Source organism: Actinoplanes sp. HUAS TT8 (assembly GCF_051380535.1).
Classification (GTDB): Bacteria; Actinomycetota; Actinomycetes; order Mycobacteriales; family Micromonosporaceae; genus Actinoplanes.
This window is the reverse complement of sequence record NZ_CP195646.1, coordinates 4,154,527-4,178,318: the sequence shown is the minus strand read 5'-3', so window position 1 is coordinate 4,178,318 and position 23,792 is coordinate 4,154,527. Positions and strand designations below refer to the sequence as shown.

Sequence of the window (23,792 nt, the reverse complement as noted above, 5' to 3'; positions counted from 1 at the left end):
GGCGGGCGAGCCGGAGTGTGGCCACTATCCGTTTTCCTTCGCGTCCATTGCTGAAATCCTATGAAAGGTTAGCCTTACCAAAACACGGACCCCCGTATTGCCTCGGCAACGAAGCGTCGCTTAGCTTAGCCTCACCTAACTTTGCGATCGAGAGGTCCCACATGTCCTTCCCCATCTCCGTTTCCCGCCGCACGGTCGCGGCCGGACTAGCGCTCGCCGCCGGGCTGACCGTGCTCAGCGGGTGCGGCGGCGACGACGGTGACGACACGGCGGCGGCACCGGGTTCCTCGACGGCCGCGGCGGCCGGTTTCCCGGTGACGCTGACCCACAAGCTCGGTACGGCCGAGGTCAAGGCGGCCCCGCAGCGGGTCGTGGCACTGTCCGATGCCGACCTGGATGCCCTGCTGCTGCTCGGCGTGCAGCCGGTCGGCGTGGCCGAGTCCTCGGGCGAGGGTGGCGTCACCGACTGGGCCAAGCCGCTGCTGACCAGCAAGCCGACCGTGCTGACGGCCGGCGACACCGGCTTCGACGTGGAGAAGATCGCGGCTCTGGCGCCCGACCTGATCCTGGCCGGCGGCGACTACTACATCGCCGACGAGTACGCGAAGCTCAGCAAGCTGGCGCCGACCACGGCGTACGAGACCACCGGCCCGTTCGAGGACTCCTGGCAGACCACGCTGCGCCAGGTCGGCAAGGCGGTCGGCCAGGGCGCGAAGGCCGAGCAGGTCGTCACCGAGGTCGAGGGCAAGGTCGCGAAGGCCAAGACCGACCACCCGGAGCTGACCGGCAAGGAGTTCACGCTCAGCCAGATGTGGGAGGCCGGTTCGATCGGCGTGCTGCGTTCGGACAAGGACGCCGGCGTGAAGATGCTCAACGACTTCGGGATGAAGCTGGCCCCGGCCGTGGCCGCGCTCAAGGGCGACGAGTTCGCGGTGCAGCTGAGCCTGGAGAAGGTCGGCGTGCTCGACTCGAACGTCACGCTGATCTACTACGCCGACGCGAGCCTGCAGCCCACCCTGGAGGGCAACAGCCTGTTCAAGGGCCTGGCCTCGGTCAAGCGCGGCTCGTACGTGGCCCTGACCGGCACCCAGTTCTCGGCGCTGCGCTCCCCGACCGCCCTGTCGGTGCAGTACCTCATCGAGAACGTCCTGCCGGGGATCTCGGACGCGGCCAAGAAGGCCTCCTGAGTGTCCGCCCGCGAGGTGACGGACGGTCTCGCCGCGGCGGTGGTCGCGGCGGGGCCCCCGCCCCTGCCGGTCCTCGAGGCACCCTGGTCGATCCGGGTCCTCGACGCCAAGGGGGACGACCCGGAGCTGGTCAGCCGCTGGATGAACGAGCCCCACGTGGACCTGTTCTGGGAGCAGGCGTGGTCGCCCGAGCGCTGGTCGGACGCCCTGGCCGGGCAGCTGGCGGGGGAGTGCTCACGTCCGTGCCTGGTGTCCTACGAGGACGAGCCCCTGGCCTACGTGGAGATCTATCGCACACCGCGGGACGTCGTCGGCCTGCGGTACGACGCCGGCCCGTACGACCTCGGCATCCACCTGGCGATCGGCGACCGCGACCGGACCGGCCGTGGTCTGGGCCGCGCGATGGTCCGGGCCCTGGCCGAGGGGCTGTCGGTCGCGGACCCGCGGGTCGGGCGGGTGCTGGCCGATCCGGACGAGCGTCACGCGATGGCCCGGCGCATGTTCGAGGGCGCCGGATTCCGGCTGCTGGGCGTTCGTGATCTTGGTCATAAACGTGCTGCCCTGTATTTCTATGAGATTTCAGGAAATGACCCCGAGCGCACCTTTACCGGCGTCGATTAGTAAGGTAAGCCTTACCTAACTAGCAATGAGAACAACAACTACCGAAGGACCCCCGCAGATGACCGCACCCCTGAGCCTCGAACGTCTGCGCAGCGACGTCGCCGAGGTGCTGGCCGAGGAGCCGGGCAGTTTCGCCGACGACGAGAACCTGATCGAACTCGGTCTCGACTCCATCCGGCTGATGAGTCTCGCCACCCGGTGGCGGGAGGCCGGCTACGAGGCCGGATACCTCGACCTGGCCAAGGAGCCGACGGTCACCGCGTGGTGGAACCTGCTGGAGGGGAAGCGTTGAGCCCGATCATCGAGAGCGCCGACATCGTCGTCATCGGCGGCGGCCCGGGCGGGTCGACCACCGCCACCCTGCTGGCCAAAGGCGGGCACCGCGTGGTGCTGCTGGAGAAGGAGACCTTCCCGCGCTACCAGATCGGTGAGTCGCTGCTGCCGTCCACGGTGCACGGCATCGGCCGGATGCTGGGCGTGACCGAGGAGCTGGAGAAGGCGTCCTTCATGGTCAAGCGGGGCGGCAGCTTCCGCTGGGGCACCAACCCGGTGCCGTGGAACTTCCTGTTCGCGGTCGCCCCCGAACTGTCCGGCCCGACCTCCTACGCCTACCAGGTCGAGCGCATGAAGTTCGACGACATCCTGCTGCGCAATGCTGCGAAAAACGGCGTTGACGTACGGGAGAACAGCCCGGTCACCGAGGTCATCGGCGACGACGAGCGGGTCCGGGGCGTGCGCTACACCGACCCGGACGGTGCCGAGCACGAGATCCGGGCCACGTTCGTGGTGGACGCCTCCGGCAACCGCAGCCGCGTGCACCAGAACGTCAAGGGCGAGCGCATCTACTCGGACTTCTTCAAGAACATCGCCCTGTTCGGATACTTCGAGGGCGGCAAGCGCCTGCCCGCCCCGGACAGCGGCAACATCCTCTGCGCCGCGTTCGACGAGGGCTGGATGTGGTACATCCCGCTCTCCGACACGCTCACCAGCGTCGGCGCCGTGATCAGCCGGGAGCACGCGGCCAAGCTGCAGGGCGACCAGGAGGAGGCGCTGCGCGGCTTCATCGACCGCTGCGACATCGTCAAGGGTTTCCTGGCCGACGCGACCCGGGTCACCGAGGGCACCTACGGCGAGATCCGCACCCGCAAGGACTACTCGTACACCAACTCGACGTTCCACCGGCCCGGCATGGTGCTGGTCGGCGACGCCGCCTGCTTCATCGACCCGGTCTTCTCCACCGGCGTGCACCTGGCCACCTACGCCGGCCTGCTCGCGGCCCGGTCGATCAACAGCGTGCTGGCCGGCGACATCACCGAGGAGCGGGCTTTCGGCGAGTTCGAGGGCCGCTACCGCCGCGAGTACCGGGTGTTCTACGAGTTCCTCTCCGCGTTCTACGACATGCAGAGCAACGAGGAGTCGTACTTCTGGAAGGCCCGCAAGGTCACCAACTTCAACGCCACCGACCTGGAGGCGTTCGTCAGCCTGGTCGGCGGCGTGCACTCCGGTGAGCAGGCCTTCACCAACGCCGAGCAGCTGGTCGGCGAGTTCCGCGAGTCCTCCGGCGCGCTGGCCGACGCGGTCGAGCGCACCGGAAGCATGGAGACCGAGACCGGCGACAAGATGCACCACCTCTTCGGTACGCCGGTGGTCCGCGAGGTGATGGCCGAGATGAACAACGTGCAGGTGCGCGGCGTGCTCGGCGAGGCCGCCAAGGAGCTCCCGCTGCTGGAGAACGGCCTTGTCCCGTCGGCCGACGGCCTGGCCTGGAAGGAGGCGTAGTGACCACCAACCCGTTCGAGGACGAGGACGGCCGGTACCTGGTGCTGGTCAACGACGAACGCCAGCACTCGCTCTGGCCGGCGTTCGCCGACGTCCCGGCCGGCTGGACCGTCGCGTTCGGCGAGGACAGCCGGGCCGCCTGCCTCGACTACGTCGAGAAGAGCTGGACCGACATGCGGCCCGCGTCGCTGATCGCCCGGATGGACGCCGCCGGCTGACCGCCGCCCCACCGTGTTCCGCCGCGCCCGGCCGGGCGCGGCGGAATCCACCCTGCACAAAAACGGAGTAACCCCAGTGCCCGATGTCGACCGTCTCGAGCTCACCGCGGCCCAGGCCGGTGTCTGGTTCGCCCAGCACCTGGACCCGGGGCCGGCGTTCACCACGGCCGCCTGCGTCGACATCGACGGCGAGATCGACCCGGTGGTGTTCGAACGGGCGCTGCGCCGCACCCTCACCGACGCCGAGGCGCTGCGCGCCCGGTTCACGGTCGCTGACGCCGTACCTCAGCAAGAGATTGTCGATGATCCGCGGTGGGCCGTGTCGGTCCTGGAGCTGGACGACGACGCCCTCGACCGGTGGATTCGCGACGACCTGGCCACTCCGATCGACCTGGCCGAGGGGCCGGTCTTCGCGCAGGCGCTGATCCGGCGCGGCCCCGGCCGCTGGACCTGGTACCAGCGTTGTCACCACATCGTCATGGACGCCTACACGTCCGCGCTGGTCGCGAGCCGCCTCGCAACCGTCTACACCGCCCTCGCGGCCGGCCGGGATGTGCCCGAGAACCCGTTCGGCACTCTGGCCGAGGTCGTCGCCGAGGACACCGCCTACCGCGCGTCGGACAAGCGCGAGACCGACCGCGCGTTCTGGCGCGAGCACCTGGCCGGCCTGGAGGTGCCCGACCTGGCGTCCGGCCCGGTCCGGCCCAGCCCCACTTTCCTGCGCCGGCGCGCCGCCCTGCCGCCCGCGACCGGCCGCGGCCTGACCGCGCTGGGCGGCACCGTCAAGGCGACCCGGGTCGAGGCCGTGCTGGCCGCGACCGCCCTCTACGTGCACCGGCTCACCGGCGCCGCCGAGGTCGTGCTCGGCCTGCCGATGATGGGCCGGCTCGGCTCGGTCGCCGCCCGCGTGCCGGTCACCGCGGTCAACGTGCTGCCGCTGCGCCTGGCCGTCCACCCGGGCGACACCGTCGGCGAGCTGATCGCCCGGGTCGCCGCCGAGATCAAGGCGATCCGGCGGCACCAGCGCTACCGCGGCGAGGACATCCGGCGCGACCTGGGCCTGCTCGGCGGGGAACGACGACTGGCCGGACCGTGGGTCAACATCAAACCGTTCGGGGCGACCCTCGACTTCGGCGGGAACCCCGGCACCCCGCGGTACGTGTCGCCCGGCCCGGTCGACGACCTGTCGATCACCCTGGACGACCGCGGCGGTGACCTGCTCGAACTCGCGATCGACGCCAACCCGGCCCGCTACACCGAGTCCGACCTCGACGGACACACCGAGCGGCTGGCCAGCCTGCTGGCGACGCTCGCGACCACGGACACGGCGACGCCGACCGGGCGGCTCGGGCTCGTGGACGCCCCGATCATCGACGACACCGTCGTGGAACTGCCGGGCGTGGGATTCGTCGAGCTCTGGCGCGCGCAGACACGACGTACACCTCAATCGGTTGCCTTGATCGAACCTGACGGCGCGTCGCTCACCTATGCCGAGCTCGAAGCCCGCGTCGACGCCCTGGCCGCGGAACTCTCCGCACGCGGGGCCGCACCGGGCCGGATCGTCGCCGTCCGCCTGCCGCGCACCGCCGAACTGCTGGTCACGCTGCTCGCCGTGCAGGCGACCGGCGCCGCCTACCTGCCGCTCGACCCGGACTTCCCGGCCGACCGCCTCGCCTGGATGATCGAGGACAGCGACCCGGCCCTGGTGGTGACCGCCGGCGGCATCGAGAGCCGGCCGCTCGCACCGATCAAGATCGAGGATTCGGCGTACGTCCTCTACACCTCCGGCTCCACCGGAAAGCCCAAGGGCGTGGTCGTGACCAGGGAGAACCTGGTCAACTTCCTGCTCGCGATGCGCACCGAGGTGCCCCTGACCGGCGACGACCGGCTGCTCGCGGTCACCACGGTCAGCTTCGACATCTCCGGCCTGGAGCTGTACCTGCCGCTGCTGTGCGGCGCCGCCGTCGTGCTCGCCCCGAAGGAGTCCGTGCAGGACCCGGAGGTCCTCGCTGCGCTGGTCGAGCGCACCGGCGCGACGGTCGTGCAGGCCACCCCGACGCTGTGGCGCGCCCTGGCCGACGTGCCCGGCGGCGCCCAGGCGCTGACCGGGCTGCGGGTGCTGGTCGGCGGCGAGGCGCTGCCCCCAGAACTCGCGGCCGAGCTGCGGAAACACGCGGCCGAGGTGACCAACCTGTACGGGCCGACCGAGACCACCATCTGGTCGACCGCACACCGGCTGACCTGCGACACCGTCAGCGTCGGGCATCCGGTGCAGAACACCCGGGCGTACGTTCTCGACGCCGCGCTGCGGCCGGTCCCGGACGGCTTCCCGGGCGAGCTGTACCTCGGCGGCGCCGGCGTGGCCCGCGGCTACCTGAACCGGCCCGACCTGACCGCGGCCCGGTTCGTCGCCGACCCGTGGGCGCCGGGGGAGCGGATGTACCGCACCGGCGACCTCGCCCGCCGGCTCGCCGACGGCACCTTCGACGTGCTCGGACGCGTCGACCACCAGGTGAAACTGCGCGGCTTCCGGATCGAGCTGGGCGAGATCGAGGCCGTCCTGGAGGGCGACCCGGGCGTGGTCCGGGCGGTCGCGATCATCCGCGAGGACCGGCCGGGCGACCGGCGCCTGGTCGCCTATGTGATCGGGGCGGCCGATCTGGACGCGCTGCGGCGGCGGGCCGCCGAGACACTGCCGGACTACATGGTGCCGGCCGCGTTCGTGCCGCTCACCGCGCTGCCGACCACGCCCAACGGCAAGCTGGACCGTAACGCGTTGCCCGCGCCGGACTACGCGGCGGTCGCGGTCGAGACCGCCCGCACGCCGGCGCAGGAGATTCTCGCCGGGATCTTCGCCGAGGTGCTGGGCGTGCCGTCGGTGGGACTGCGCGACGACTTCTTCGCGCTGGGCGGGCACTCGCTGCTGGCGGCTCGGGTTGCCGCGCGGGTGCGGACGGTGCTCGGCGCTGACCTGACCTTGCGCGACGTGTTCGAGGCGCCCTCCGTTCTGTCGCTGGAAACCCGTCTCAAGCCGACAAATCGCCCCAGGTTGACCCGTGCTGCCGGTCCGGACGTCATGTCGGCCGCCCAGCGCCGCATGTGGTTCCTCACCCAGCTGGACGGTCCGAACCCGACGTACAACCTGCCCCTGGCCCTGGAGGTGGACGGCGACCTGGACCTGGACGCTCTCGGCGCGGCCCTGAACGACCTGGTCACCCGGCACGAGCCGCTGCGGACGATCTTCAATCCGGAGCCGGTGCTGCTCGACGCCGACGTGGAGCTTCTGGTCGCGGACGGCGACGTCGAGGACGCGGTGCGCGAGCCGTTCGACATCACCGCCGAGGCGCCGCTGCGCGCCCGCTGGTTCCCCGCCCAGCGCGTGTTGCTGCTGGTCGTGCACCACATCGCCGGCGACGAGTGGTCGCTCACCCCGATGCTCGACGACCTGGCCACGGCGTACGCGGCCCGCCTGGTCGGCGACGAACCGGGCTGGGCGCCGCTGCCGGTCCGCTACGCCGACTACGCTGCCTGGCACTCGTTCACCGACGACGACCTCGCGTTCTGGCGCGCGAACCTGGCCGGCGCCCCCGAGGTGCTGCGCCTGCCCACCGACCGGCCCCGCCCGGCCCAGGCCTCCGAGGACGGCGGCACGGTCACCTTCCCGATCCCGAAGGTCCTGGAGGAGAGCCTGCGGCGGCTCGCCCGCGAGCACGGCGTCACCCTGTTCATGACCCTGCAGGCGGCGGTCGCGGCCCTGCTCAGCCGCCTCGGCGCCGGCGACGACATCCCCCTGGGAACGCCGGTGGCCGGCCGCGACGACGAGGCCCTGGAACGCCTGGTCGGCTTCTTCGTCAACACCGTCGTGCTGCGCACCGACGTCTCCGGCGACCCCACCTTCGCCGAGCTGCTGGCCCGGGTCCGTAACGCCGATCTGACCGCTCTGGCCCATCAGGACGTGCCGTTCGAGCGCCTGGTCGAGGAGCTCAACCCGCGCCGCTCGCTCGGCCACCACCCGCTGTTCCAGGTGATGGTCTCCTACCAGGCCGCGCTGCCCGAGATCGCCGGATTCCCCGGGACCGAGGTCACGCCGCGGCTGGTCGCGACCGGAACCGCCAAGTTCGACCTGACCGTCGACGTCGCCGAGCGGCCGGACGGGCTGACCGGCAGCGTCGAGTACCGCACCGACCTGTTCGAGCACGCGACGGTGACCGATTTCGCCGATCGGCTGGTGCGTCTGCTGGAGGCCCTCGCCTCGGGCCCGGACACCGCGATCTCCTCGGTGGACCTGCTGACCGAGGCCGAGCGGGTTCCGCTGCGCGGCCCGCGCCTCGACCTAGAACCCCGCACGCTGCCGGAGCTGTTCGCCGGGCCCTCGGACGCGCTCGCGATCGAGGACGGCGACCGTGTGCTCACCTACGCCGAGCTGGACACTCTCGCCAATCGGCTCGCTCATCGGCTGATCGCCGACGGCGCCGGGCCCGAGCGCGTGGTGGCCGTGCTGATGCCGCGCTCGGCCGATCTGATCGTGGCGATGCTGGCGATCGCCAAGTCGGGGGCGGCGATCCTGCCGCTCGACCCGAACCACCCGGCGAGCCGGCACGAGCTGCAGATCGCCGACGCCCGGCCGGCACTGGTGCTGACCGAGATCGGCCAGCTGCCGCCGCACGCCGAAGACCCCCAGATCAAGATCAACCCCGATCATCCCGCGTACGTCATCTACACCTCCGGCTCCACCGGCCGCCCCAAGGGTGTCGTCGTCCCGCACCGGGGCCTGGCCGCGCTGGTCGAGAGCGTGCGCGACGGCTTCGGGGCCGGCCCGCGCACCCGGGCGTCGCAGTTCGTGTCGCCCGGCGTCGACGTCGCGTTCAGCGAACTGGCGGCCACCGTGCTGTCCGGCGGAACCCTCGTGATCGTGCCCGAGGACGTGCGCCTGGGCGCCGGACTGGGCGCGTTCGTCGCCTCGCGTCGGCTGACCCACGTGGACCTGCCGCCGGCGCTGCTCGCGGCCCTGCCCGACACGGACCTTCCCGAGGGCGTGACCATCGTGGTCGGCGGCGAGGCGATGCCGGCCGAGCAGGTGCGGCGCTGGTCGCGCGGGCGGCGGCTGATCAACGCGTACGGGCCGACCGAGACCACGATCACGGCGACCAGCTGGGTCGCGACCGACGACTTCGACACCGTGCTGATCGGGCGGCCGGAACTGAACCGGACCGCGTACGTCCTCGACGACCGCCTGCGCCCGGTGCCGGCCGGCGTGCCCGGCGAGCTGTACCTGGGCGGGGACGGGCTCGCCCGCGGCTACCTCGACCGGCCCGGCCTGACCGCGTCCCGGTTCGTCGCCGACCCGTGGACGCCCGGGCAGCGCATGTACCGCACCGGCGACCTGGTCCGGCGCACCCGCGACGGCGAGATCGAATTCCTCGGCCGCACCGACGACCAGGTGCAGCTGCGCGGCTTCCGCGTCGAGCCCGGCGAGGTCGAGGCGACCCTGACCGGGCACCCCGCCGTCAGCCAGGCCTCCGTCGTCGTCCGGGACAACCGCCTTTTCGCGTACGTCGTCAGTACGGCCCCCGGGGAGCAGCTCCGCGACCACCTCGCCGCCCGGCTCCCGGCGCCCCTGGTCCCGGCCGCGGTCGTGGTGCTCGACGCACTGCCGCTCACCAGCAGCGGCAAGGTCGACAAGGCGGCCCTGCCGGCCGTCGAGGCGACCGTTCGCACCGGTGAGCGCCCGGTGAACGACGTCGAGCGGACCCTGGCCGGGCTCTTCGCCGGACTGCTCGGGGTGCATGAGGAGACGGTCGGGCGGCACGACGGGTTCTTCGCCCTCGGCGGCGACAGCATCCTCGCCATCCAGCTGGTGTCCCGCGCCCGCGCGGCCGGCCTGAACTTCGCGCCCCGGCAGGTCTTCGAGCACCAGTCGGTCGCCGAGCTGGCCCGGGTCACCGAATCGGTGGTCGCACAGCAGTCGGAGTCCGGGGTCGGCGTCGCGCCGGAGACCCCGATCGTCGCGTGGCTGCGCGGTCTCGACGCCCCGATCGACCGCTACTCGCAGGCCCTGCTCCTGAACACTCCCGCCGGTGCGACCGCGGCCGACGTCGCCGCGGTCGTGCGAGCCGGGCTCGCCCCGCACGACGTGCTGCGCGCCCGCCTGATCACCACCGAGGACGGCCGCTGGGCTCTGGACGTCCCACCCGGCGAGCTGGCCCTCGACCTGCGGGTGGTCACCGCCGACGACCTTCCCGAGGCCGTCACGGCTGAGCGGGAAGCGGCCGCCGACCGCCTCGACCCGGCCGGCGGGACGATGGTTCAGGCGGTCTGGTTCGACCAGGGGCGCCGGCCCGGCCGCCTGCTGCTCGTGGCCCATCACCTGGTGGTCGACGGGGTCTCCTGGCGGATCATCGCCGAGGACCTGGCCGCTGCCGCCCGCGGCGAGGCGCCCGCGGCCACCGGCACGTCGTTCCGTGGATGGGCACTCGGCCTGCGCGCGGTCCGGCCCGACCGTGAGCTGTGGCAACGGATCATCGAGGGCCCGGGTGGGTCGCCGCTCGACCCGGCCCGCGACACCGCCGGAACCCTGCGCCGGGTCACCGTCACCGTGGACGCGGCCGTCACCGGCCCGCTCCTCACGACCGTCCCGGACACCTTCCGCGCCGGGGTCCAGGATGTTCTCCTGGCCGGTCTCGCGCTGGCCCTGGCTCGCCGCTCCGGCCCGCACAACGGCACGCTCGTCGGGCTGGAGGGCCACGGGCGGGAGGAGCAGGTCGTTCCCGGCGCCGACCTGGTCCGCACAGTCGGCTGGTTCACCAGCGAATACCCGGTTCGGCTCCCGGCCACCGCGGCCGGGCCCGTCGCCGTGCTACGCGGGGTCAAGGAACGCCTGCGGGAGATCCCGGACGGCGGCATCGGTTACGGCCTGCTGAACGACCTCGAAGCCGACCCCGAGGTGCTGTTCAACTACCTGGGACGCTTCGGCGGGGCGCAGGCCGACGCCGACTGGAGGATCGCGCCCGAACTGCCCGCCGCGCACGCCGTGGCCGACCCGCGGATGCCGGTCAGCCACCGCCTGGCCGTCAACGTCGCCACCGTCGACAGCGCCGACGGGCCGGTACTGCGGGCCGAGTTCAGCTACCCGGCCGCCGCGCTGGGCGACGCCGAGGTCCGCCGCATCGCCGACGACTGGCTGGCTGCCCTGATCGCCCTGCTGGCCGCCGCGAACGAGCCCGGCGCCGGCGCGCTCACCCCGAGCGACGTCCCGCTGGTCGGCCTGACCGCCGACGAGCTCACCGAGCTGACCCGCCGGCGGCCGGATCTGGTCGACGTCCTGCCGCTCTCCCCGCTGCAGGAAGGCCTCTACTACCTGTCCGATCTGGATCAGGACACCGACGTCTACACCGTCCAGCAGGTCTTCACCCTGACCGGTGCCGTCGACGCCGCCCGGCTCAGGGCCGCGGCCGATGAGCTGTTGCGGCGCTACCCGAACCTGCGCGGCGGGTTCACCCGCACCGCCGCGGGCACGGCCGTGCAGGTCGTCCCGGCCGGCGCGCCGGTGCCGTTCACCCAGGTCACCGTGGACGCGGCCGGGTTCGAGGCGCTGGTCGCGGACGAGCGTCGCCGCCGCTTCGACCTGGAGGAGCCGCCGCTGCTGCGGTTCGTCCTGGCCACCCTCGGCGACGGCGACCACCGGCTTGTTCTCACCCAGCACCACCTGCTGATGGACGGCTGGTCGGGGCCTTTGGCGATGCGGGACCTGTTCGCCTCGTACGCGCAGATCGGGGTGGAGAAGCCACGCCCGTTCACCGACTACCTCGCCTGGCTCGCGGCCCAGGACGCCGCCGCCGGGGAGACCGCCTGGCGCACCGCCCTGGCCGGTGTCGACGAGCCGACCCTGGTCGCGCCGGACGCCCCGGCAGCCGCCGTGCTGCCCCGCGTCGCCGAGATCGTGCTGACCGAAAGTGACACGGCCCGGCTGACCGCCGCGGCCCGGCGGCACGGGCTGACGCTCAACACCGTCGTCCAGGGCGGCTGGGCGCTGCTGCTGGCCGCGCTGACCGGCCGCGACGACGTGGTCTTCGGCGCCACCGTCTCCGGCCGGCCGGCCGCGCTGCCCGGCGTCGAGGACATGGTCGGCCTGTTCATCAACACCGTCCCGGTCCGCGTGCGCCTGAACCCGGCCGAGACCTGGACCGAGCTGTTGCGCCGGGTGCAGGGCGAACAGGCCGCGCTCCTCGACCACCAGCACCTCGGGCTCGCCACGATCCAGCGCCTGGCCGGGGTCGGCGAACTGTTCGACACGCTGACCGTTTTCGAGAGCTACCCGACGACGGCCGGACTGCCCCCGATCGACGGACTGGAGATCGGCGGCGGCATCCCGGTCGACGCCACCCACTACCCGCTGAGCCTGGTCGTCGTCCCGCACGCGGCGCTGCGACTGCGCCTCGAACACCGTCCCGACCTGTACGACGAGGCTGCTGCGCTGCGGATTCTCGGGCAGTTCCGGTCGCTGCTGGACGCGTTCGTCGCGGACACGCCGCCGCTGCGGGCCCGCCCGGCCGGCCACCTCCAGGAGGCCGGTCCGGCGCTCGACATCGCGCCGGGCACCATCCTGGACGAGTTCGAGGCCGCTGTCCGGCGGGCGCCCAGCTCGGTCGCTCTCCGATTCAGATCACAATCGCTGACGTACGCCGATCTGGCCGCCCGAGTGGATCGCCTCGCGCGAGTCCTGGTGTCGCGCGGCGCCGGGCCGGAGAAGGTCGTCGCCGTCCTGCTGCCGCGGACCGAGGACGCGATCGTCGCCTGGCTGGCCGCGTTGCGTGCGGGCGCGATCTACCTGCCGATCGACGTCGACTACCCGGCCGAGCGCATCGATTACCTGCTGGCCGACGCCGCCCCCGCGGTCGTGGTCACGCCGTCGCTGCTCGACGAGGACGCCGAAGTCGAGTTGCCGCACGTCAGCCCGCACAACGGCGCCTACCTGATCTACACGTCCGGCTCGACCGGTCGCCCCAAGGGTGTCGTCGTCGAGCACGCCAGTCTGCTCAACTTCTACCGGCACCACCGCGAGCACCTGATCACACCCGAGCGCACCCGGGCCGCACTCTCGGCCGCACTGGTCTTCGACACGTCCTGGGAGGGCATTCTCTGGCTGCTCGCCGGCCACGAGTTGCACCTGCTCGACGACGAGACCCGCCGCGACCCGGCCCTGTTCGTCGACTACGTGCGCAAGAACCGGATCGACTTCCTCGACGTCACCCCGTCCCTGGCCGGCCCCCTCGTGGACGCCGGCCTGCTCGACGGCGAGCACCGCCCGGCCCTGGTCGCGCTCGGTGGCGAGGCCGCCGACCCGCGCATCTGGCTGGCCCTGCGCGACGCCGACGGCGTGACCGGGGTCAACCTGTACGGCCCGACCGAATGCACGGTCGACACCCTGATGGCGTGGGTCGCCGACAGCACCACCCCGTCGGTCGGCCGCCCGATCGGCAACACCCGCGCCTACGTCCTGGACAACTGGCTGCGCCCGGCGCTGCCCGGCGTCGCGGGGGAGCTGTACCTGTCCGGTGCGCAGCTCGGCCGCGGCTACCTGGACCGGCCCGGCCTGACCGCCGCCCGGTTCGTCGCCGACCCGTTCCGGCCCGGCGAACGGATGTACCGCACCGGCGACGTCGCCCGCTGGACCGCCGACGGGACCCTGGAATTCGTCGGACGGGCCGACGACCAGGTGAAGATCCGTGGCTTCCGGGTGGAGCCGGGCGAGGTCGCCGCCGCGTTGCGCGAGCACCCGGCCGTGCGGCAGGCCGCCGTCGTCGCCCACAGCGGGCACCTGGTCGCGTACGTCGTCGGCCAGGTTCCTGATCTTCGCGAGTGGGCCGCCGAGCGCCTCCCGGACCACCTCGTCCCGGCCGCCGTCGTCGAACTCGACGCGCTGCCGCTGACCGTCGCCGGGAAGCTGGACCGGCGCGCGCTGCCCGAGCCGGACTTCGCCGGGATCGCCGGCGCGACCGCACCGCGCACCCCGACCGAGGAGATCCTGTGCGGACTCTTCGCCGAGGTCCTGGCCCTGCCCGCGGTCGGCGCGGCCGACGACTTCTTCGCGCTCGGCGGGCACTCGCTGACCGCCACCGCGCTGGCCGCCCGGGTTCGCGCCGTCTTCGGCCGGGCCCTGCCGATCCGGGCCGTTTTCGATCAGCCGACCCCGGCCGCGCTCGCCGGTTACCTGGACCGGTCCGGTGCGGGCGCCGACGTGCCCGAGCTGACCGTGGCCGACCGGCCCGACCCGCTGCCGCTCGCGCCCGCCCAGCACCGGCTGTGGCTGCATCACCAGCTCAACGGGCCCGGCCCGACCTACAACGTGGCGTTCGCGCTGCGCCTGGACGGGCCGCTCGACCGGGACGCGCTGCGGCACGCCCTGGAGGACGTGCTCGACCGGCACGAGAGCCTGCGCACGGTGTTCCCGACGGTCGACGGCCGCCCGGTGCAGCGGATCCTCGACCGGCCGGAGGTGACCTGGCGGGGCGGCGAGTTCAGCGCCGACGCACTCGCCGAGGCCGGGCGTCACGGCTTCGACCTCGCCGCTGAGCTGCTGGTTCGTCCGCATCTGTTCACCGACGGGGTGGACCGGCACGTGCTGCTGCTCCTGCTGCACCACATCGTCACCGACGAGTGGTCCGAGGGCCGGCTGATCGCCGACCTCGGTCAGGCCTACGCGGCCCGGGTCGCCGGGCAGGCCCCGGACTGGGCGCCGCTGCCGGTGCAGTACGCCGACTACGCGCTGTGGCAGCGGGACCTGCTCGACCGCGTACAAAATGGGCAATCGGCTTTTTGGCGCGAAGCGCTCGATGGTGTTCCGGCCGAGCTCACGCTGCCGAGCGACCGTCCCCGACCGGCCGTGCCGAGCCATCGCGGCGGCATCGTCGGATTCACCATCGACGATCAAACCCATCGGCGCGTACGGGATCTCGCCCGGCGCACCGGCAGCACGTCGTTCATGATCGTCCAGGCCGCCCTGTCGGCGCTGCTCGGACGGCTCGGCGCCGGCACCGACATCCCGCTCGGCAGCCCGGTCGCCGGCCGCGGTGACCAGCGGCTCGACGCCCTCGCCGGCTTCTTCGTGAACACGCTCGTGCTGCGCGCCGACCTCAGCGGCGACCCGACCTTCACCGACCTGGTGACCCGTCTGCGGACCGTCGACCTGGCCGCGTTCGGCCACGCCGACGTGCCGTTCGAGAAGGTCGTGGAGGCGGTCAACCCGGAACGCTCGCTCGCCCGGAACCCGCTGTTCCAGGTGATGGTCGCGTTCCAGCACGTGCCGGCCGAGACGCCGGGACTGCCCGGGCTGGTCACCTCGCCGGTGCCGATCGACACCGGGGTCGCGCAGTTCGACCTCGGCGTGGTCGTGACCGAGGAGGACGGGGTCGACGGGATGCGCGGCGTCATCGAGTACTCGGCCGACCTGTTCGACCTGGAGTCCGCGGAAACCCTCGCGGCCCGGTTCGTCCGGCTCCTGGAATCGGCGGCGGCTGCCCCCGCCCGACGGATCTCCGAGCTGGAGTTGCTGTCCGATGCGGAGAAGGCACCTCTGGAAGGACCGCGATCGGCCACTACGCCGAGCACGATGCCGGAGCTTTTCGCCGACGCCGTGCGGATCGATCCGGGGGCGACGGCGATCCAGGACGGCGATCTCGTTCTGAGCTACGCGGAGCTCGACCGGCGGACCAACCGGCTCGCCCGCCGCCTGATCCGCGCCGGCGTCGGCCCGGATCGCCTGGTCATGGTGCTGTTGCCGCGCTCGGCGGACCTGTTCGTCACGGAGTTGGCGATCGCGAAGGCGGGCGGCGCCTATCTGCCGGTCGACCCGTCCTACCCGGCCGAGCGGATCGCCAGCCTGGCCGCCGACGCGAGTCCGGTTCTGATCATCGCGGCCGGTGGCGGTTCCCACCCGCCGGCCGCGGGCGTGACCATTCTCAGTCCCGCCGACGGGGCCGGGGAGGACGACTCGGCGATCACCGACGTCGATCGGCTCGGGCCGCTGCGGCCCGAGCACGCCGCCTACGTCATCTACACCTCCGGCTCGACCGGCCGGCCCAAGGGCGTGGTCGTCCCGCACGCCGGCCTGGCCGATCTGGCCGAGACCTTTGCCGAGGTCTGGCGGGTCACGCCGGGTCACCGGATCGGCCAGTTCGCGTCGCCCAGCTTCGACGTGACCATCGCCGAGCTGGCAGTGTCCCTGCTGCGCGGCGCGACCCTGGTCATCACGCCGGAGGAGTCCCGGCTGGGCGAGGACTTCGCCCGGTTCGTCCGGGAGCAGCGGATCACCCACTTCGCGTTGCCGCCGGCCGCTCTCAGCGCGGTGCCGGCCGACGCGATCCCGGCCGACGTGACCGTGATCTCCGGGGCCGATCGGCTCTCGCCCGAACTGCTCGGGCGGTGGACGGCGACGCATCGGCTGCTCAACGCGTACGGGCCGACCGAGGCGACGGTCAACTCCACCTACTGGGAGTGCGTGCCCGGCGGACCGGTTCTGATCGGCCGTCCGGACCGGAACAAGCGGGCCTACGTACTCGACGCGGCGCTGCGGCCGGTCCCGCCCGGGGTCCCCGGCGAGCTGTACCTGGCCGGCGCCGGTCTGGCCCGCGGCTACCTGGGCCGGGCCGCGCTGACCGCCGAGCGGTTCGTGGCCGACCCGAACGCGGACGGCGAGCGCATGTACCGGACCGGGGACCTGGTTCGCCGTACCCCCGATGGGCAGTTGGAATTCCTGGGCCGAGCCGATGACCAGGTGAAGATCCGTGGCTTCCGGATCGAGCCGGGCGAGGTGGCGGCCGCGCTGGCCGAGCATCCGGACGTCCGGCACGCCTACGTCGTCGCCCGCGACGGGCATCTCATCGGCTACGCCGAAGGAACGGCCGACCCTTCCGACGTACGGGCGTGGCTCACCCACCGCCTCCCGGACCACCTGGTCCCGGCCGTCGTCGTCATGCTCGACGCGCTCCCGCTCAACGCGGCCGGCAAGGTCGACCGCAAGGCGCTGCCCGAACCGGTCGTGGAGCGCGAGGTCGAGCGGCCCACGACCGTACTGCAGGAGCTGCTCTCCGGTCTTTTCGCCGACGTGCTCGGACTGGACGAGGTCGGGGTCGACGAGGGCTTCTTCGCGCTCGGCGGTGACAGCATCGTCGCCCTTCAGCTCGTGTCTCGGGCCCGTGCGGCCGGGCTGGAACTCAGCGCCCGTCAGGTGTTCGAGAACCAGACGATCGCCGCCCTGGCCACCGTGGTCACCTCGGCCGGCGGCGCGGCCGTGGAACCGGCCGGGGCCGGGCTGGGCGCGGTGCCGATCACCCCGATCCAGGCCTGGCTGCGCGACCAGAACGCCGCGATCGACACGTTCGCCCAGTCCGTGGTCCTGCGGGTCCCGGCCGAGCTGGATCGGGACCGCCTGGTCCGGCTGCTGCAGGCGGTCGTCGACCGGCACGACGTACTGCGGTCCCGCTGGACCGTGGACGGACTGGTCGTTCCGCCGTCGGGCACGGTCGACGCGGCCGCGATCGTCCGGAACGGATCACTCCCGCTGGCACAGGAACACCTCGCGGCGGTGGGCCGGCTCGCCCCGGCCGAGGGCCGGATGCTGCAGGCCGTGCTGTTCCCGGAGCGCCTGCTGCTGGTCGGCCACCACCTGGCCGTGGACGGCGTCTCCTGGCGGATCATCGCCGGTGACCTGGCCACCGCCTGGTCGGGAGGTGCTCTCGCGCCGGTCGGCACCCCGCTGCGCAGCTGGGCCCGGGGCCTGACCGCGGCCGCCCGTGATCGGGCTGCCGAGCTGCCGCTCTGGGAGTCGATCCTGGACGGTGCCAGGCCGGTGCTGGGTGGTGGCGGAACCGTTGCCGACCAGTGCGAATACACGCTGCGGCTGACCGCCGAGCAGACCCGGCCGCTGCTCACCACCGTTCCCGAGGCGTTCCACGCCGGGGTGCAGGACGTGCTGCTGACCGGCCTGGCCCTGGCCGTGCGCGCCTGGCGCCCGGCCGCCGCGGCGAACGGTCTGCTGCTGCGCCTGGAAGGGCACGGCCGCGAGGAGCACCTGGTCCCGGGCAGCGACCTGACCCGGACCGTCGGCTGGTTCACCACCGAGTTCCCGGTCCGGATCGATCCCGGCGGCGACGACCCGGCGACCGCGTTGAAGCTGGTCAAGGAGCAGCTGCGGGCGATCCCGGACGCCGGGGCGGGCTACGGCCTGCTGCGCTACCTCAACCCGGCGACCGCGGCGCGGCTGTCCGGGGCGGCCCAGCCGGAGATCCTCTTCAACTATCTGGGCCGGATGGCCGCCGCCTCCGTCGACGAGGGCGAGTGGATCGCCGCCGCCGAGAACGACACCCTCGGCGACGGACTCGACCCGGCGTTCCCGGTCGCGCACCCGCTGGAGATCAACGCGGCCACGGCCGACCGGCCGACCGGCCCCGAACTGGACATCCGCTTCTCCTACCTGGCCGGCGCGCTCACCGCGGCCGACCTGGAAGACCTGGGCCGCCGCTGGGCGCAGGCCCTGGACCGACTGCGTGACGCCGCCACCGGCGGTGGCGGGCACACCCCCTCGGACCTGCTGCTGGAGATCAGCCAGGACGAGATCGACGAGTTCGAAGACGAATGGAGACTTCCGTGACGACGCCGAGTGGGCTGCAGGACATCCTGCCCCTGTCGCCGCTGCAGGAGGGTCTCTACTTCCTGTCCGCCTACTCCGGGGACGGCAGCCCGGACGTGTACGTGGTCCAGCAGGTGCTGACCCTGGACGGCGACCTCGACGCGGGCCGGCTGCGGGCCGCCGCGCAGGCGCTGCTCGACCGGCACGCCAACCTGCGGGCGGCGTTCCGGCCGCGCAAGGCCGGCCAGCCGGTGCAGCTGATCCCGTCCGCGCTGGCTGTGGACTGGACCGAAATTGATCTGACGGATCGTCCCTCGGAAGCTTCTTCGGCGGCTGATCTTGTCGCTGACGCCGCTCGGGAGAAGCCGTTCGATCTGGCGCGTCCGCCGCTGCTGCGCTGGCATCTGATCCGGCTCGGGGCGCGTCGTCACCGGCTCGTGCTGACCAGCCACCACATCCTGCTCGACGGATGGTCGGCGCCGCTTCTCGTGCGTGACCTGCTGCTTCTGTACGCCGGCCGCCCGGCGCCGGTCGTTCGCCCGTACAAGGATTATCTGGCCTGGGTGGCCAAGCAGGACCGTAGCGCCGGGCAGAACGCGTGGCGCGAAGCTCTGGCCGGGGTCGAGGAACCGACGCTGCTCGGTCGTGGCGAGATCGCCGCGACTGCTCCGGAGGCGATCGAGCACGTCGTTGACGCGGTGCGGCTGACCGAGATTGCCCGGTCCCGTGGACTGACGCTGAACACCGTGGTGCAGGGGGCGTGGGCGCTCGTCCTGGCCGAGCTGACCGGACGCGCCGACATCGTGTTCGGCAGCACCGTCTCCGGGCGGCCGGCGACGCTGCCCGGCGCGGAGGACATGGTCGGGCTGTTCATCAACACCGTGCCTGTCCGCGTTCGACCACGGGCGGGCGACACCTGGACCGGGTATCTGAGCCGGTTGCAGGCCGAGCAGGCCGTCCTCCTCGATCACCAGCATGTCGGGCTGGCGACGATCCAGCGGCTCGGGGGGATCGGGCCGCTCTTCGACACGCTGCTCGTGTTCGAGAGTTACCCGCTCGACGCCGAGGGGCTGCGGGCGCTGGAGGACGCGGCCGGGCTGCGACTCGCCGAAGTCACCGGGCGGGACGCCACGCACTACCCGCTCACGCTGACCGCGATCCCCGGGGAGACGCTGACGCTCGGGGCCGAGTTCCGGGCCGACGTGATCTCCCGCGACGAGGCGACGCGGCTGCTCAACCGGCTGGAGGCGCTGCTGTCGGCGTTCGCCTCGGAGCCTGAGGGGCGACTGGCGGCGCTGCCGGCGGCCGGGACGCTGCGGGAACCCGGGCCGGCGATCGTCGTGCCCGGCGGGACGATCCTGGACGAATTCGAGGCCGCGGTCCGGCGGGCGCCCAGCTCGGTTGCTGTCCGATTCAGATCACATTCTTTGACGTACGGCGATCTGGCCGCTCGTGTCGACCGTCTCGCTCGGGTGCTGGTGTCTCGGGGAGCCGGACCGGAGAAGGTCGTGGCGGTGCTGCTGCCCCGGACCGAGGACGCGATCGTGGCTTGGCTGGCGGTGCTGCGGGCCGGGGCGATCTACCTGCCGATCGACGTGGACTATCCGGCTTCGCGGATCTCGTATCTGCTGGACGACGCGGCGCCGGTCGTCGTGGTGACGCCTGAGCTGCTGTCGTTGGATGCGGCCGCTGCACTGCCGGTGGTGTCAGCGTCAAATGGGGCATATCTGATTTATACGTCTGGCTCGACCGGGCGGCCCAAGGGCGTCGTTGTCGAGCACGGGAGCCTGTACAACTTCTACCTGCACCACCGGGAGCACGTGATCGCCCGGTCGCGGACGCGGGCCGCGCTGTCGGCCTCGCTGGTGTTCGACACTTCCTGGGAGGGCGTGCTCTGGCTGCTCGCCGGGCATGAGCTGCACCTGCTCGACGACGAGACCCGGCGGGATGCCGCGCTGTTCGTCGACTACGTGCGGGAGCACCGGATCGATTTCCTGGACGTGACTCCCTCGCTGGCCGGGCCTCTGGTGGATGCCGGGCTGCTCGACGGGGAGCACCGGCCGGCCATGGTCGCGCTCGGTGGTGAGGCCGCTGACTCGCGGGTCTGGCAGGCGCTTCGCGACGCGGACGGGGTGACCGGGGTCAACCTGTACGGGCCGACCGAGTGCACGGTCGACACCCTGATGGCGTGGGTTGCCGACAGTGCGGAACCCCTGGTGGGGCGGCCGATCGGGAACACCCGCGGGTATGTTCTGGACGGCTGGCTGCGGCCGGTCGCCGACGGTGTCGCGGGGGAGCTGTACCTGTCCGGCGCGCAGCTCGGGCGTGGCTACCTCGACCGGCCCGGCCTGACCGCCGCGCGGTTCGTCGCCGACCCGTTCCAGGCCGGCGAGCGGATGTACCGCACCGGTGACGTCGTGCGCTGGACCGCCGACGGGGCCCTGGAGTTCGTCGGGCGTGCGGACGACCAGGTGAAGATCCGCGGGTTCCGCGTGGAGCCCGGGGAAGTGGCGGCGGCGCTGGCCGAGCACCCCGACGTGCGTCAGGCAGCGGTGGTGGCTGTTGACGGGCGGCTCGTCGCGTACGTCATCGGCGAAGCCCTTGATCTGCGCGAGTGGGCCAGTGAACGTCTCCCCGGGCATCTCGTGCCCGCGGCGGTCGTGACCCTGGAACGGCTGCCGATGACGGTGGCCGGGAAGCTTGACCGGCGAGCGCTGCCCGCACCCGACTTCGGTGCGATGACCGGGGACGCCGGGCCGCGCACACCGGCCGAGGAGATCCTGGCCGGGCTCTTCGCCGAACTGCTGGGACTGCCGTCGGTCGGCGTGGACGACAGCTTCTTCAGCCTCGGCGGGGACAGCATCGTGTCGCTGCAGCTGGTGGCGCGGGCCCGCACGGCCGGGCTGCGGGTGACGCCGCGGCAGATCTTCGAGCTGCGGACGGTGGCGGCCCTGGCGGCGGTGGCCGTGCCCGCCTCGACGCCGCGGCCGGTGGTGACCGGGGCGAACCTCGGTGAAGTGCCGCTGACGCCGATGCTGCGCTGGCTGCGAGGGGCCGGGCCGGCCGGGAACTACCACCAGAGCATGGTGCTGCGGGCGCCGGCCGGGCTGACCCTGGAACGGTTGCACGTGGTGGTGCAGGCGCTGCTTGATCGGCATGACCTGCTGCGGGCGCGCTGGACCGGGGACAGCCTGACCGTTCCGCCGCCGGGTTCGCTGTCCGCGCGTGACGTGGTGACGACCTCCGGGCCGCGGCTGCGGCCGGCCGACGGCGTCCCGATTCAGGTCGTGTGGCGGGGCGACGAGGTCGAGTTCGTGATTCACCACAGCGTGGTGGACGGGGTCTCGTGGCGGATCCTGCTGCCTGATCTCGCCGCGGCCTGGGCTGATGTGGTGGCCGGGCGTGCGCCGCAGCTGCTCGCCGTGGGGACGTCCTTCCGTGAATGGGCGCTCGGACTGCAGGCCGCTGCCGCGGACACCACGCAGGTGGCCTACTGGAACTCGGTGCTGGCCGGGGCGGCTGAACCGGTGCTGGGGGCGCGTCCGGTGGACCCGGCGCGGGACACCGTGGCCGGCGCGCGGACCGTCACCGTCACGCTCGACGCGGCCCGGAGCGCGCCGATCGTCGGGGACGTTCCGGCGGCCTTCCACGCCTCGGTCCCGGATGTGCTGCTCACCGGGCTGGCGCTGGCCTTCGGGCGGGAGTCGCTGCTGGTCGAGCTGGAAGGGCACGGGCGGGAGGAGAGCCTGGTCCCGGGCGTGGACCTGTCCCGGACGGTCGGATGGTTCACCAGCGAGTTCCCGGTGCGGCTGATCCCGGGCTCCGGCGGGCCGGCCGATGCACTCAAGCGGATCAAGGAGCAGCTGCGGGCGGTTCCGGAGAACGGCGCCCGATTTGGTCTTCTGAACCTGGACGCCGCGAATCAGCCGCAGATCGTCGTGAACTACCTGGGCCGATTCGATTCGTCGGCGGCCGGGCCCGAGGGGGACTGGGCGGCGATCGGCGGGCTCGGCGGTGGGGCGGATCCGGAGATGCCGCTCAGTCGCGCGCTGGAGATCAACGCGTCGGTGGTGGACGGGAGTCTGACCGTCTCGCTGACCTGTCCGGACGGCGTGCTCACCGAGGCTGAGGTGCGGGAACTCGCTTCGAAGTGGTTTGCCGCGCTCGACGGGCTGGTTGCCGCTCGTGGCGGGCACACCCCGTCTGACCTGCTGCTTCCGGGTGTGGGGCAGGACGAGATCGAGGCGTTGGAAGGCCGGGCCGGTGGGCTCGACGACGTGTGGCCGCTGACCCCGCTGCAGGAAGGGCTGGTCTTCCTGGCTGCGGTTGCCGACGGGGTGGATCCGTACGTCGTGCAGCAGGTTCTTGATCTTGAAGGTCCTCTTGATGCGGGCCGTCTGCGGGCGGCTGGGCAGGCGTTGCTCGACCGGCACGCGGCTCTGCGGGTCAGCTTCCCGGCCGGGCCCGACGGCGTCATCCGGCAGGTTGTTGCCGCGCAGGCCGAGCTGCCCTGGTCCGAGTTCTCGGCCGAGGTCGACTTCGAGCGGCTGGCCGAGGCCGATCGGCATGCGCCGTTTGACCTGGCCAGTGCGCCGCTGCTGCGGTTGACGCTGGTCAAGGTGGGGGAGGAGCGGCATCGGCTGATCCTGACCAACCATCACGTTCTGCTGGACGGGTGGTCGACGCCGCTGGCCGTTCGGGAGCTGTTCGAGCTGTACAACGGGCGGGAGTTGGGGGCGCCTCGGCCGTACAAGGACTACCTGCGCTGGCTCATGCGTGCCGACCGAGCCGCCGCCGAGCGGGCCTGGCGTGAACATCTGACCGGATTGGATCAGGCGACTCTGGTGGCGCCGGGGGCCGGGGCGGTGCTCGACGCGCGGCCCGGGAAGCTCGAACGGGAGCTGCCGCGGGAGGTGACCGAGCGGCTCACCGCGCTGGCCCGGGAACGGCAGGTCACGCTGAACACCGTGGTCCAGGCCGGGTGGGCCGTGCTTCTGGCGCACCTGACCGGACGTACCGACGTCGTCTTCGGCACCACCGTGAGCGGCCGCCCGGCCCAGGTGACCGGGGTCGAGGACATGATCGGGTTCTTCATCAACACGCTGCCGGTGCGGGTGACGCTCGACCCGGCGCAGAGCTGGACCGACCTGCTCGGGCGGCTCCGGGACGACCAGGCCGGGCTGCTCGAACACCAGCATCTGCCGTTGAGCGACATTCAGCGGCTGGGCGCGATCGGGGAACTGTTCGACACGCTGACGATCTTCGAGAGCTATCCGCTCGACAGCGACGCACTGCACTCGTCGACCGGCGCGGCCGGGCTGCGGATGACCGACGTGACCGGGGACGACGCGCCGCACTACC

The 23,792-nt window shown here is 72.4% G+C and carries 7 protein-coding genes (1 of these 7 running past the window's edge); all 7 read left to right on the top strand.

The annotated features are described in order from the left end of the window. The first annotated feature begins 161 nt into the window (after positions 1–161). On the top strand, positions 162–1,187 hold the full coding sequence (locus ACSHV8_RS18845; RefSeq protein ID WP_436534850.1) for an ABC transporter substrate-binding protein: 1,026 nt from the start codon (positions 162–164) through the stop codon (positions 1,185–1,187). Next, positions 1,188–1,808: a GNAT family N-acetyltransferase gene (locus ACSHV8_RS18840; RefSeq protein ID WP_436534848.1), complete on the top strand. Its 621-nt coding sequence runs from the start codon at positions 1,188–1,190 to the stop codon at positions 1,806–1,808. Positions 1,809–1,866: 58 nt separating this feature from the next. After that, on the top strand, positions 1,867–2,100 hold the full coding sequence (locus tag ACSHV8_RS18835) for a phosphopantetheine-binding protein (RefSeq protein WP_436534846.1): 234 nt from the start codon (positions 1,867–1,869) through the stop codon (positions 2,098–2,100). After that, positions 2,097–3,587 (top strand): tryptophan 7-halogenase, encoded by a 1,491-nt coding sequence (locus tag ACSHV8_RS18830; RefSeq protein WP_436534845.1) that lies wholly within the window; start codon positions 2,097–2,099, stop codon positions 3,585–3,587. Before ACSHV8_RS18835 ends, ACSHV8_RS18830 begins: the two co-directional genes overlap by 4 nt. Next, on the top strand, positions 3,587–3,805 hold the full coding sequence (locus ACSHV8_RS18825) for an MbtH family protein (RefSeq protein ID WP_436534843.1): 219 nt from the start codon (positions 3,587–3,589) through the stop codon (positions 3,803–3,805). Before ACSHV8_RS18830 ends, ACSHV8_RS18825 begins: the two co-directional genes overlap by 1 nt. Positions 3,806–3,881: 76 nt before the next feature. Further along, positions 3,882–18,452, top strand: a complete 14,571-nt coding sequence (locus tag ACSHV8_RS18820) for an amino acid adenylation domain-containing protein (RefSeq protein ID WP_436534841.1) — start codon at positions 3,882–3,884, stop codon at positions 18,450–18,452. Continuing rightward, positions 18,449–23,792: the 5' portion of an amino acid adenylation domain-containing protein gene (locus ACSHV8_RS18815; RefSeq protein WP_436534839.1), read on the top strand. The gene runs 6,365 nt beyond the window's last position; the window shows 5,344 of its 11,709 coding nt (coding positions 1–5,344); it begins with the start codon at positions 18,449–18,451; the stop codon falls past the right edge of the window. The genes ACSHV8_RS18820 and ACSHV8_RS18815 overlap by 4 nt, the downstream gene beginning before the upstream one ends.